Below are 11,867 nucleotides of genomic sequence, written 5' to 3'. Positions count from 1 at the left end.
GATGCGCAAATTGCTGGTGCTGCTGGAAGGCGGCCTGCTGCTGGTCGGGCTCGTGCTGGGCCTGGCGGCCTGGGAGCAGCACCGTGCGCTGCAGCAACCGCTCCAGCTCACCGAAGAGCGTCTGCTCGACGCTCCGAGTGGCGCCACCCCTGGCCGCCTGTTGACCCGACTGGAGGACGAGGATGTCCTGCATGGTGGGTTCTGGCTGCGCCTGTACTGGCGCTTCAACCTGTCCGGGGAGGCGTTGCACAGTGGTGAATATCGCCTGACGCCCGGCATGACCGCTGCCCAGCTGCTCGATCTGTGGCGCGAAGGCGACGTGGTGCAGTACGGCCTGACGTTGGTGGAAGGCTGGAACTTCCACCAGGTACGCGAACTGCTCGCCCGCCAGCCCAAGCTGGACCAGACCCTGAACGGCCTCAGCGATGCTGACGTCATGGCGAAGCTGGGCAAGCCTGGCGTCTTCCCGGAAGGACGCTTCTTCCCCGACACCTACCGCTTCGTTCGTGGCACCAAGGATGTCGACATCCTCAAGCACGCCTACCAGCGCATGGACAGCATCCTCGCCGAGGAGTGGGACAAGCGCGCGCAGGACCTGCCCTACAAGGATTCCTACCAGGCGCTGATCATGGCGTCGCTGGTGGAGAAGGAAACCGGCGTGCCCCAGGAGCGCGGCCAGATCGCCGGCGTTTTCGTCCGTCGCCTGCAGAAGAACATGCTGCTGCAGACGGACCCGACCGTCATCTACGGCATGGGTGAGCGCTACTCGGGCAAGATTACCCGGGCCGACCTGCGTACACCGACGCCCTACAACACCTACGTGGTTGCCGGCCTGCCGCCGACGCCCATCGCGCTGCCCGGCCGCGAGGCAATCCACGCTGCGCTCAACCCGGTCGCTGGGCAGAGCTTGTATTTCGTGGCCCGCGGCGACGGCAGCCATACCTTCTCCGACAACCTGGACGACCACAACAAGGCCGTCCAGGAATTCCAGATCAAGCGCCGCGCCGACTACCGTTCCAGCCCGGCGCCCATTCCGCTACCGGCGCCGATGCCCGCGCCAGATGCCCCCGCCGCCGATGCACCGGCGGCGCCGCAAGACAAGGAGAGTGCCGAGTGACCGGCCTGTTCATCACCCTGGAAGGCCCCGAAGGCGCGGGCAAGAGCACCAACCGCGAGTACCTGGCGGAGCGCTTGCGCGAGCGCGGCATCGAGGTCCAGCTGACCCGTGAGCCCGGCGGCACCCCGCTGGCGGAGCGCATCCGTGAACTGCTGCTGGATCCGAGCGATGAAAAGATGGCGGTGGATACCGAGTTGCTGCTGGTTTTCGCGGCTCGCGCCCAGCACATCGCCCAGGTGATCCGGCCGGCCCTGGAGCGCGGCGCCGTCGTACTCTGCGATCGCTTCACTGACGCCACCTACGCCTACCAGGGCGGCGGCCGCGGCCTGCCGGTGGAGCGCATCGCCCAGCTGGAAAGCTTCGTCCAGGGCGGCCTGCGTCCGGACTTGACCCTGGTCTTCGACCTTCCGGTGGAAATCGGCCTCTCCCGCGCGGCTGCTCGTGGTCGCCTGGATCGTTTCGAACAGGAAGGGCGCAGCTTCTTCGAGGCCGTCCGCAATACTTACCTGGATCGCGCCCGCGCCGAGCCGGCGCGCTATCACATCCTCGATGCCGCGCAGTCGCTGGCCGAGGTGCAGCGCGACCTGGACAAGCTTCTGCCGGCCTTGCTGGAGCGCCTCAATGGCTGACATCTACCCCTGGCAGCAGGGCCTCTGGCAGCAGCTCAGCAGCCGCTCGCAGCATGCTCATGCCTATCTGCTGCACGGCCCGGCCGGTATCGGCAAGCGCGCCCTGGCAGAGAACCTGGTGCACCTGCTGCTCTGCCAGCGCCCCGAGGGCGGCAAGGCGTGTGGTCAGTGCAAGGCCTGCCAACTGCTTGCCGCCGGCACGCACCCGGACTATTTCCTGCTGGAACCAGAAGAGCCGGAGAAACCGATCCGTGTCGATCAGGTCCGTGAACTGGTGGGCTTCGTGGTGCAGACCGCGCAATTGGGCGGGCGTAAGGTGCTGCTGCTGGAACCGGCTGAGGCAATGAACCTCAATGCCGCCAACGCACTGCTGAAGAGCCTGGAAGAGCCTTCCGGCGATACCGTGCTGCTGCTGATCAGTCACCAGCCCAGCCGGCTGCTGCCGACCATCAAGAGTCGTTGCGTGCAGCAGGCCTGCCCGCAGCCTAACGCCGAGCAGGCCCGTGCCTGGCTGGCGCGCTCCCTGCCGGACGAGTCGGTGGAGGCGTTGGACGAGTTGCTGGTGCTGTCCGGCGGCTCACCGCTGACCGCGTTGCGCCTGCAGGGCCAGGGCGTGCGCGAGCAGCGTGCGCAGGTGGTGGAGGGCGTGAAGAAGCTGCTCAAGCAGCAGGTTGCCCCAGGTCAGCTGGCCGAAAGCTGGAATGCTGTACCTTTGCCTTTACTGTTCGACTGGTTCTGCGACTGGGCGCTGCTGATCCTGCGCTACCAGTTGGCCCGCGATGAAGAGGGACTGGGCCTCGCCGACATGCGCAAGGTCGTGCAGTATCTCGCCGAGAAGTCGACACAGCCCAAGGTGCTGGCGATGCAGGACTGGTTGCTGTTGCAACGGCAGAAAGTCCTCAATAAAGCCAACCTCAACCGTGCCTTGCTTCTCGAAGCCTTGCTCGTACAGTGGGCAAGTCTCCCCGGGCCGGGCTAGAATCCGGCCATCGGAAAAATCTGCCAGGACAGCTGAATGAGCTTGCCACCAAATCTGGGTCCGCGTAACGGAATCCTGTCCCTGACCATCAAGGACAAATCCGTGCTGTATGCCGCCTACATGCCGTTCATCCGCAACGGTGGGCTGTTCATTCCGACCAACAAGACCTACAAGCTGGGCGATGAGGTCTTCATGCTGCTCAACCTGATGGACGAGCCGGAAAAGATCCCGGTCGCCGGCAAGGTGGTCTGGATCACCCCGAAAGGTGCTCAGGGCAACCGCGCGGCCGGTATCGGCGTGCAGTTCAACGATGGCGACAACACTGCGCGCAACAAGATCGAGACCTACCTTGCCGGCGCGCTGAAGTCGGACCGCCCGACGCATACCATGTAGCCCATACCCTGTAGCTCGTGCCATGCGAGAATGGCAGGCTATACAGGCTGCAAACACGAAGCGCCCTCAGGGGCGCTTCGTCATTTTCCGGAGAACGTTTTCATGTTGGTCGATTCCCACTGCCACCTCGATCGCCTCGATCTTGCCGTCCACGGCGGTTCGCTGGATGCCGCGCTGGATGCCGCCCGTGCGCGTGGCGTCAGCCAGTTCCTGTGCATCGGCGTGAGCGCGGACAATGCCAAGGCGGTGAAGGACCTGGCGGACCGCTATGGCGACGTGCATTGCTCGGTGGGCGTTCACCCGCTGGACCTGGAGCCTGGTGCCGCGCCGGCGTTGGACTGGTTGCTGGGCGAACTGAACCACCCGCGTGTGGTGGCCATCGGTGAGACTGGCCTGGACTATCACTACGAGCCCGAGGCCGCCGAGTTGCAGCAGGAAGCCTTCCGCCTGCATCTGGAGGCTGCCAAGGTCACCGGCAAGCCGGTCATCGTGCATACCCGTGAAGCCCGCGCGGATACCCTGGCTCTGCTACGTGAGGCGGCGCTGCCACAGGCTGGTGTGCTGCACTGCTTCACCGAAGACTGGGAGATGGCCAAGGCGGCGCTGGATATCGGCTTCTACATTTCTCTGTCGGGCATTGTCACGTTCCGCAATGCCGAGCAACTGCGCGAAGTGGCGCGCCAGGTGCCAGTGGATCGCTTGCTGGTGGAGACCGATTCGCCCTATCTCGCGCCCGTGCCCCATCGTGGCAAGCCGAATCTGCCCGAGTATGTGCGCGAGGTCGCCGAGTACCTGGCTGTGCTGCGCGGGGTGAGTTTCGAGACCCTGGCCGAGCAGACCACCGCCAACTTCCGCCGGTTGTTCCCACTGGCGAGCTGATTGCGTCGGCGCTGATACTTTTATTACGCGCAAAAAAAACCCGGGTTCTGGGGGATGAATCCGGGTCAAGACCATTAGGAGTGTAACAATAAGGTACGCGATCCTCGGTACCTTCACCGGCGGGGCACTTGGGGGGAGATGCCGCGCACCGGTATCTTCAAGTATTGGTCAAGATGCCGCGCTTGCCACAGGACCCCCGGTGTTTTTTAAACGGATTTGGAATACATCACACCGGGCTGAGCAGCTTTCTCGGTCGTGCCTGCGTTATTTCCCCGCCAGAGCCCCGATCAGTTCCAGGGTTTCCTCGATCACCGCCTCGCTGGTGTAGAAGTGCGGCGAGAAGCGGATGCCGGCGCCACGCTGGATGCACACCACCTGTTCGGCGCGCAGGCGTTCCAGCAGGCGGGTGTTGTCCCAGCCGGCGAGGCTGAAGGTCAGGATGCCCGCGCGGCGGGCCGGGTCCTGCGGGCTATGCAGTGAGGCTGCGCCGATGCGGCCAAGGCCGTCATGCAGTTGCTGTACGCGTGTCTGCACCAGTTCGCCTACCGTTGCCATGCCGACTTCTTCGAGCAGACTCAGGCTCGCCTCCAGCGCCACGGCGCCGAGCATGTTCGGGCTGCCGCACTCGAAGCGCCGGGCGCTGCGGGCCGGCTGCCAGTCGGCGAGGTCGTAGTTGCCGGCGTTTTCCAGCATGTGCCAGCCGTATTCCTGCAGCGCCAGTTGCTCGCGCTCGGCGGCACGGCAATAGAACACGCCCAGGCCTTCCGGGCCGAGCATCCACTTGTGGCCGTCGGCCATGGCGAAGGCGCAGTCATAGGCCTGCACATCGAAGGGCAGGGCGCCCAGTTGCTGGATGGCATCGATGCAATACAGCACGCCACGCTGGCGGCAGCCGGCGCCGAGGCGCTCCAGGTCCATGCGCAGGCCGCTGGCGTACTGCACGGCGCTGATCGATAGCAGGCGCGTGCGCGGGGTGCAGGCGGCCAGCAGGTCGCCTTCCGGGTCATCGCCGTTCAGGCTTACCTGGATGACTTCCACGCCACGCGGTTTCAGGGCTTCCCAGACGATGCGGTTGGAGGGGAATTCCTGGTCGCTGATCACGACCTGATCGCCCGCGCGCCAGTCCAGGCCGAAGGCGACAAAGGACAGCGCCTCGGAAGTGTTCTTCACCAGGGCGATATCGCCGGTGGTCTGGGCATTGACCAGGCGCATCAGACACTCGCGCAGGCGTTTCTCGATGGTCAACCACTGCGGGTAGTCGCGGGCGCCCTGCAGGATGTTCTCCTGGGCAAACGCTGCGACCGCGTCTGCGGCGCGCTTGGGCCATGGAGCCACGGCCGCGTGGTTCAGGTAGCGCAGGCCGGGCTGGTGCGGGAATTCTGAAGAAAAGCTAATCATGTCGGATGATCCGTGCAATTTGGCGCTGAATAGGCATAATACGCGGCTTCGAATTTTGACTATTTTTGACCGAACAGTCTTTTTATGCAGAAAGAGCCGCGCAAGGTTCGCGAATTCCGTCGTCGCGAACAGGAAATCCTCGACACCGCCCTCAAGCTGTTCCTCGAACAGGGCGAAGACAGTGTCACGGTCGAAATGATCGCCGATGCCGTGGGTATCGGCAAAGGCACCATCTACAAGCACTTCAAGTCCAAGGCGGAGATCTACCTGCGCCTGATGCTGGACTATGAGCGCGATCTGGCCGACCTGTTCCACTCCGAAGATGTCGCCCGCGACAAGGAGCGCCTGTCGCGCGCCTACTTCGAGTTCCGCATGCGCGACCCGCAGCGCTACCGCCTGTTCGACCGCCTGGAAGAGAAGGTGGTGAAGACCAGCCAGGTTCCGGAGATGGTCGAGGAGTTGCACAAGATCCGCGAATCCAACTTCGAGCGCCTGAGCCAGCTGATCAAGGAACGCATCGCGGCGGGCAAGCTGGAAGACGTGCCGGCCTATTTCCACTACTGCGCGGCCTGGGCGCTGGTGCATGGCGCCGTGGCGCTGTACCACTCGCCGTTCTGGCGCGACGTGCTGGAGGACCAGGAGGGTTTCTTCCAGTTCCTCATGGACATCGGTGTGCGCATGGGCAACAAGCGCAAGCGCGACGGCGATACGCCAGCCGCCTGAGTCGTCATTCGCGTTGCCCATCGTCGCGGTTGCGACAGGGCTAGTGGCACCGGTGGGGATATACTTGTGTGAGTGATCTCCACCGGAGCCGAGCATGATCGTCGACCGCCAGGGCAGGCGCTTTCGCAATCTCCGCGTCAGCCTGACCGCCGCCTGCAACTATGCCTGCACCTACTGCGTGCCGGACGGCAAGCGTCTGGTCGCCGCGCAGGACGAACTCTCCGCCGATTCGCTGGTGCGCGGCGTCGCCTACCTGATCGAGGCCGCTGGTATCGAGCGGCTGCGGGTCACCGGTGGTGAGCCGCTGGTCAGTCCAAAGCTGGATGCCTTCCTGCACGGCGTCAGCCGCCTCGGCCTGCAGGACATTGCCATCACCACCAACGGCCAGCTGCTCTCGAAAAAGCTGCCGTTGCTGCTGGACTGCGGCATCCGCCGCCTCAACGTTTCCCTCGATACCCTGGATGCCGACGCTTTCCGCCGTATCGCCCGTGGCGGCGATCTGGCGACTGTGCTCAAGGGGCTTGACGAGGCTCGTGCGGCGGGCCTGAAGATCAAGCTGAACATGGTGCCCCTGCGCGGCCAGAACCTCGACCAGGTGGTTCCGCTGCTGGACTACTGCCTGGAGCATGGCTTTGAACTGCGCTTCATCGAACTGATGCGCATGGGCCACCTGGCTCACGATCCGAACGGCTTCCACCAGCAGTTCGTCAGCCTGCAGGAGCTGCTGGAGCTGATCGGTTCACACCACTCCTATGTCCAGGCCAACGCGCCGGTGGATGCCACGGCCATTCGCTATGAAGTGCCGGGCCAGGGCTTCTTCGGCGTGATTGCCAACGAGAGCGTACCGTTCTGCCGGACCTGTTCGCGCCTGCGCCTGTCCTCCACCGGCTGGCTGCACGGCTGCCTGTCGTCGAGCAATCGCCATTACGTCGGCGATCTGTTGGACAAGCCACGTCACCAGGCGCTGCCAGCCCTGCAACGGCTGCTGGTGCAAGCCCTGGGCGACAAGCAGGAAGTCGCCTTCTCCGGCGGCGTCACCATCATGAAGATCATCGGCGGCTGAGACCGCCCCCAGACCTGATTAGCCCATGCCCAACGAATTCCCCATTTCCTATATCGAGCCGGTGTTCCGGCCGCCGAGCGAGGCGAACTCGCTCATTCTTCCGGTCACCAACGGTTGTTCGTGGAACCAGTGCGGCTTCTGCGAGATGTACACCCAGCCGCAGAAGAAATTCCGTGCCCGTGATGAGGCCGAAGTGCTGGAAGAAATTCGTCGTTGTGGCGAGCGCCTGATCGTCCAGCGGGTGTTCCTTGCCGACGGCGATGCGCTGGTGCTGCCGACGCGGCGCCTGCTCAATATCCTGCGCGCGATCCGTGAGCACATGCCCGAGGTGAGCCGCGTTTCCAGCTACTGCCTGCCGCGCAACCTGCGCAAGAAGTCCGTCGACGAACTGAAGGAGCTGGCCGATGCCGGCCTGCGCATGGCGTATGTGGGCGCCGAGTCCGGCGATGACGACGTGCTGGCGCGGGTGAACAAGGGCGAGACCTATGCCTCCACGCTGGATGCCCTGCAGAAGTTGGGCGAGGCGGGGATCACGCGCTCGGTGATGATTCTCAACGGTCTGGGCGGCAGCACGCTGAGCGCCCAGCATGCCGATAATTCGGCACGCCTGATGAACGAAGCGCAGCCGGAGTTCCTCTCCACCCTGGTGGTGAGTTTCCCCACCGGCGAGGAGCGCTATCGCGCTGGATTCCCGGACTTCCAGCCGCTGTCCCAGGCCGAGCTGTTCGTCGAGGTCGAGCGCCTGCTGAATGCGCTGGAACTGCGCGACACGGTGTTCCGCAGCGATCATGCATCCAATTACCTGGTGCTCAAGGGCACACTGGGGGCGGACAAGGCAAAATTGCTCGCCCAGGTGCGCCAGGCCATCGAGCAACCTCAGCGTGCGCATCTGCGCCAGGAATGGCAGCGCGGCCTGTGATGGCGCGGAAGCTGCATTGCCTGTCCGAATGCCGGTTTTTCGTCGCCGGCTCCGGAGACATTGCATGCGCCAACTGATACTGATCCTTGCCTTCGCTGCCCTCGGCGGCTGCATGAGCCCTAACGACCTGGCCGACGGCACCGATTATTACCTGCGCGACGCGGGCTTCCTCGATCACAGCCAGACCCGCCGGACGACCAACTGGCGCCTGCAGCAGGACTCTTTCATCTATATCGCCCAGGGCCCATTCGTCCCGCCAGGCCATCCTTACGCGCGGCCCAACGTGGTGGCGGAGGAGGCATTCAAAGGCTTCGTCCAGTACTTCCCGCTGGTGCGCCGAGCCAAGAGTCCGCTGGGCCTGGAAGGTGCGATGCAGGAAGCGCGCGCAGCGGGCGCCAATTATCTGCTGTATACGCGCTTTGCCCGTGGGGAGGACAATGTCGGCACTTACGAGCAGTACGAAGACACCGATAACGCCGTGGGCCGTGACCGCAGCGTGATCCAGGTGATGCTGATCGAAACCGACAACCGCTATCTGGTGGACAGTGCGACCATCCGCAGTCGCGGCGGTTTTCTGACATTCTATGACGCCAGCCCCGAGGATCTGATCGGGCGGCCACTGGAAGACTATGCCCGCAGCCTGCTGGGGGTGAAGACGCGAGAGGAGTACCAATGACTGATCCACAGACTCAATCGGACCGGGCCGGCAATCTGCTGGCGCAGATTCCCGCCAGCAAGGACAAGGGGCTGCCGCCGGTGCATCTGTGGAACCCTGATTGCTGTGGCGATATCGACATGCGCATCGCCCGCGACGGCACCTGGTATTACCTGGGCACGCCGATTGGCCGCAAGCCGATGGTGCGACTGTTCTCCACCATCATCCGCCGCGATGGCGACGACTATTTCCTGGTCACTCCCGTGGAGAAGTGCGGAATCACCGTCGATGACGCGCCATTCGTCGCTGTCACCCTGACGGTCGAGGGGGAGGGCGAGCAGCAGGTGCTGCGCTTCACCACCAACGTCGAGGACGAGGTGGTGGCCGACGCCGCACATCCGATCCGCGTCGACCTGGACCCGCAGACCCAGGAGCCGTCGCCCTACGTGCTGGTGCGGGTGAACCTGGAAGCGCTGATCCACCGCAATGTGTTCTACCAACTGGTGGAACTGGCGGTTCCCCGCGAGATCGACGGCGTTGACTGGCTGGGTGTCTGGAGTTCGGGGGAGTTCTTTCCCATCGCTCCGCAGCCGTGACCTGCTGGTCTTGATGTGGCCGGTAGTTCGACTCCGGCCTCGCTACAACTTTTTCGAACCTGCAAAAAAGGCTCCCGAGGGAGCCTTTTTCGTTACCGCCAACGGATTACATGTTGGGGTAGTTCGGACCGCCGGTGCCCTCGGGGGCAACCCAGGTGATGTTCTGGGCAGGGTCCTTGATGTCGCAGGTCTTGCAGTGCACGCAGTTCTGCGCGTTGATCTGGAAGCGCTTGCTGCCGTCGTCGTTGCTCACCACTTCGTACACGCCGGCCGGGCAGTAACGCTGCGCAGGCTCGTCGTAGAGCGGCAGGTTCTTCGCGATCGGGGTGTTCGGGTCGGTCAGCTTCAGGTGGATCGGCTGGTCTTCCTCGTGGTTGGTGTTGGACAGGAACACCGAGGAGAGCTTGTCGAAGCTGATTTTGCCGTCCGGCTTCGGATAGTCGATCTTCGGCGCTTCGCTGGCCTTCTTCAGGGTCGCGTAGTCCGGAGTCGTATCGTGCAGGGTGAACGGAAGCTTGCCGCCGAAGATGTTCTGGTCGATGAAGTTGAACGCACCGCCACCGATGGCGCCGAACTTGTGCATGGCCGGGCCGAAGTTACGGCTGCTGAACAGTTCGTCGTACAACCAGCTGGACTTGAATGCCTCGACATAACCGGTCAGTTCGTCACCGCCTTCACGGCCAGCGAACAGTGCTTCGGCAACCGAGTCGGCGGCCAGCATGCCGGACTTCATGGCGGTGTGGCTGCCCTTGATCTTGGCGAAGTTCAGGGTGCCCAGGTCGCAGCCAATCAGTGCTCCGCCAGCGAAGACCATCTTCGGCAGCGAGTTCAGGCCGCCCTTGCAGATGGCGCGAGCGCCGTAGGCCACGCGCTTGCCGCCTTCCAGGTACTGCTTGATCACCGGGTGGTGCTTGTAGCGCTGGAATTCGTCGAACGGCGACAGGTGCGGGTTGGTGTAGGACAGGTCGATGATCAGGCCCACTACGACCTGGTTGTTCTCCAGGTGATAGAGGAAGGAACCGCCCGGGTTGTCATCGTTCAGCGGCCAGCCGGCGGTGTGCACCACCAGGCCTTGCTCGTGCTTGGACGGATCGATGTCCCAGATTTCCTTGATGCCGATGCCGTAGTGCTGGGCGTCGGCTTCGCTGTCGAGTTTGTACTTCTTGATCAGTTGTTTACCGATGTGGCCACGGCAGCCTTCGGCGAACAGGGTGTACTTGGCGCGCAGTTCCATGCCCGGGGTGTAGTAACCCTCTTTCGGATTGCCTTCGCGGTCGACGCCCAGGTCACCGGTGACAATGCCGCGTACCACGCCATTCTCGTCGATCAGCGCTTCCTGGGCGGCGAAGCCCGGGTAGATCTCGACGCCCAGGCCTTCGGCCTGCTGGGCCAGCCAGCGGCACAGGTTGCCCAGGGAGATGATGTAGTTGCCTTCGTTGTGCATGGTCTTGGGCACGAAGAAGTTCGGCACCTTGGCTGCCGCTTCCGGGCTCTTGAGCACATAGATGTCGTCGCGCTTGACGGGGGTGTTGAGCGGCGCTTCGAGTTCCTTCCAGTTGGGGAACAGCTCGTTCAGCGCGCGGGGCTCGAACACGGCGCCCGAGAGGATGTGGGCGCCCACTTCGGAACCCTTCTCGACCACACAGACGCTGATTTCCTGACCGGCGTCGGCGGCCTTCTGTTTCAGTCGGCATGCGGCGGACAGACCGGCAGGGCCGGCGCCGACGATGACGACGTCGAATTCCATAAATTCGCGTTCCACTATCGATCTCTCCTGAATCAAGGCTCTGGGCATTTTGTAGGTATTGGGATGGGCGTGCCCCCACCCAGTAAGAGCGGGGCGCATTATAGCTAGACCTGTTGCTATATCTAAACCCTTTATCCAACACAATACAAACGTTTGTTTGAATCGCCCGTAACCCTGATAGAATCGGGGTCCGCGGCTTATGAAGGGGTATTTTCGTGTATTGACCCGCCCGGTCGATGCGGTCAAGATACCTGCGGTTTTGCGGTCGCGTTGCGCTGGATGTAGTCGCAGATGGCGTGCACTACCGGCCAGGCCTGTCTGGCGACATTCCTATTCACCGGAGAAAAACGAGGAATCCATGAAGGTTCTTGTAGCTGTCAAACGAGTGGTTGACTATAACGTCAAGGTCCGCGTCAAGGCGGACAACTCCGGCGTCGATCTCGCCAACGTCAAAATGTCCATGAACCCCTTCTGCGAAATCGCCGTGGAAGAGGCCGTGCGCCTGAAAGAGAAAGGCGTCGTCACCGAGATCGTTGCGGTCTCCGTCGGCCCGACTGCCGCCCAGGAGCAACTGCGTACCGCGCTGGCTCTGGGTGCTGATCGCGCCATCCTCGTTGAAACCAACGAAGAACTGAGCTCCCTGGCTATCGCCAAGTCGCTGAAAGCCCTGGTCGACAAAGAGCAGCCGCAGCTGGTCATCCTCGGCAAGCAGGCCATCGACAGCGACAACAACCAGACCGGCCAGATGCTGGCTGCGCTGACCGGCTAC

13 protein-coding genes are annotated in these 11,867 nt (G+C 63.3%); 11 read left to right on the top strand and 2 right to left on the bottom strand.

Going from position 1 to position 11,867, the window contains the following annotated elements; translation table 11 throughout:
• The first annotated feature begins 1 nt into the window (after position 1).
• From mltG to ACNFH5_RS07235, 5 genes are all read left to right on the top strand, one after another.
• Positions 2 to 1,117 carry an endolytic transglycosylase MltG gene (mltG, locus tag ACNFH5_RS07255; protein ID WP_416744983.1) on the top strand — a complete coding sequence of 372 codons (1,116 nt, stop codon included), beginning with the start codon at positions 2 to 4 and terminating at the stop codon, positions 1,115 to 1,117.
• Complete coding sequence (gene tmk / locus ACNFH5_RS07250) at positions 1,114 to 1,746, top strand: dTMP kinase (RefSeq protein ID WP_416744982.1); 633 nt, start codon at positions 1,114 to 1,116, stop codon at positions 1,744 to 1,746. The genes mltG and tmk overlap by 4 nt, the downstream gene beginning before the upstream one ends.
• Entirely contained in the window at positions 1,739 to 2,725 is a 987-nt protein-coding gene (locus tag ACNFH5_RS07245) for a DNA polymerase III subunit delta' (protein ID WP_416744981.1), read from the top strand. Before tmk ends, ACNFH5_RS07245 begins: the two co-directional genes overlap by 8 nt.
• 36 nt (positions 2,726 to 2,761) lie before the next feature.
• Positions 2,762 to 3,118 carry a PilZ domain-containing protein gene (locus tag ACNFH5_RS07240; RefSeq protein WP_009621447.1) on the top strand — a complete coding sequence of 119 codons (357 nt, stop codon included), beginning with the start codon at positions 2,762 to 2,764 and terminating at the stop codon, positions 3,116 to 3,118.
• Between the two features lie 102 nt (positions 3,119 to 3,220).
• Positions 3,221 to 3,997 carry a TatD family hydrolase gene (locus tag ACNFH5_RS07235; RefSeq protein ID WP_416744980.1) on the top strand — a complete coding sequence of 259 codons (777 nt, stop codon included), beginning with the start codon at positions 3,221 to 3,223 and terminating at the stop codon, positions 3,995 to 3,997.
• A gap of 264 nt (positions 3,998 to 4,261) precedes the next feature.
• Here ACNFH5_RS07235 and ACNFH5_RS07230 read toward each other — a convergent pair whose 3' ends face one another.
• Entirely contained in the window at positions 4,262 to 5,395 is a 1,134-nt protein-coding gene (locus ACNFH5_RS07230; RefSeq protein ID WP_416744979.1) for an aminotransferase class V-fold PLP-dependent enzyme, read from the bottom strand.
• Positions 5,396 to 5,479: 84 nt separating this feature from the next.
• On the opposite strand from ACNFH5_RS07230, the gene ACNFH5_RS07225 reads away from it, so the two are divergent.
• The 5 genes from ACNFH5_RS07225 (at position 5,480) to ACNFH5_RS07205 (ending at position 9,351) form a co-directional block, all read left to right on the top strand.
• On the top strand, positions 5,480 to 6,118 hold the full coding sequence (locus tag ACNFH5_RS07225) for a TetR/AcrR family transcriptional regulator (RefSeq protein ID WP_017517621.1): 639 nt from the start codon (positions 5,480 to 5,482) through the stop codon (positions 6,116 to 6,118).
• Between the two features lie 94 nt (positions 6,119 to 6,212).
• Positions 6,213 to 7,181, top strand: coding sequence for a GTP 3',8-cyclase MoaA (locus tag ACNFH5_RS07220; protein ID WP_416744978.1), 969 nt, complete (start codon positions 6,213 to 6,215; stop codon positions 7,179 to 7,181).
• A 25-nt stretch (positions 7,182 to 7,206) separates the two neighbouring features.
• Positions 7,207 to 8,100, top strand: a complete 894-nt coding sequence (locus ACNFH5_RS07215) for a radical SAM protein (RefSeq protein ID WP_416744977.1) — start codon at positions 7,207 to 7,209, stop codon at positions 8,098 to 8,100.
• A 64-nt stretch (positions 8,101 to 8,164) separates the two neighbouring features.
• A complete protein-coding gene (locus ACNFH5_RS07210; RefSeq protein WP_416744976.1) occupies positions 8,165 to 8,776 on the top strand; it encodes a DUF4823 domain-containing protein in 612 nt (203 codons plus the stop codon).
• Positions 8,773 to 9,351, top strand: coding sequence for a DUF1285 domain-containing protein (locus tag ACNFH5_RS07205; RefSeq protein ID WP_416744975.1), 579 nt, complete (start codon positions 8,773 to 8,775; stop codon positions 9,349 to 9,351). Before ACNFH5_RS07210 ends, ACNFH5_RS07205 begins: the two co-directional genes overlap by 4 nt.
• Before the next feature lie 106 nt (positions 9,352 to 9,457).
• Here ACNFH5_RS07205 and ACNFH5_RS07200 read toward each other — a convergent pair whose 3' ends face one another.
• Positions 9,458 to 11,146 carry an electron transfer flavoprotein-ubiquinone oxidoreductase gene (locus tag ACNFH5_RS07200; protein ID WP_416744974.1) on the bottom strand — a complete coding sequence of 563 codons (1,689 nt, stop codon included), beginning with the start codon at positions 11,144 to 11,146 and terminating at the stop codon, positions 9,458 to 9,460.
• 310 nt (positions 11,147 to 11,456) lie between these two features.
• Between ACNFH5_RS07200 and ACNFH5_RS07195 the strand changes: the two genes are divergently transcribed.
• A partial coding sequence (locus ACNFH5_RS07195; protein ID WP_416744973.1) for an electron transfer flavoprotein subunit beta/FixA family protein occupies positions 11,457 to 11,867 on the top strand: 411 nt, incomplete at its 3' end.

Origin of the sequence: Pseudomonas sp. NY15435 (assembly GCF_048068295.1) — a bacterium.
Lineage (GTDB): Bacteria > Pseudomonadota > Gammaproteobacteria > Pseudomonadales > Pseudomonadaceae > Pseudomonas.
This window is presented reverse-complemented; position numbering and strand designations above follow the sequence as displayed.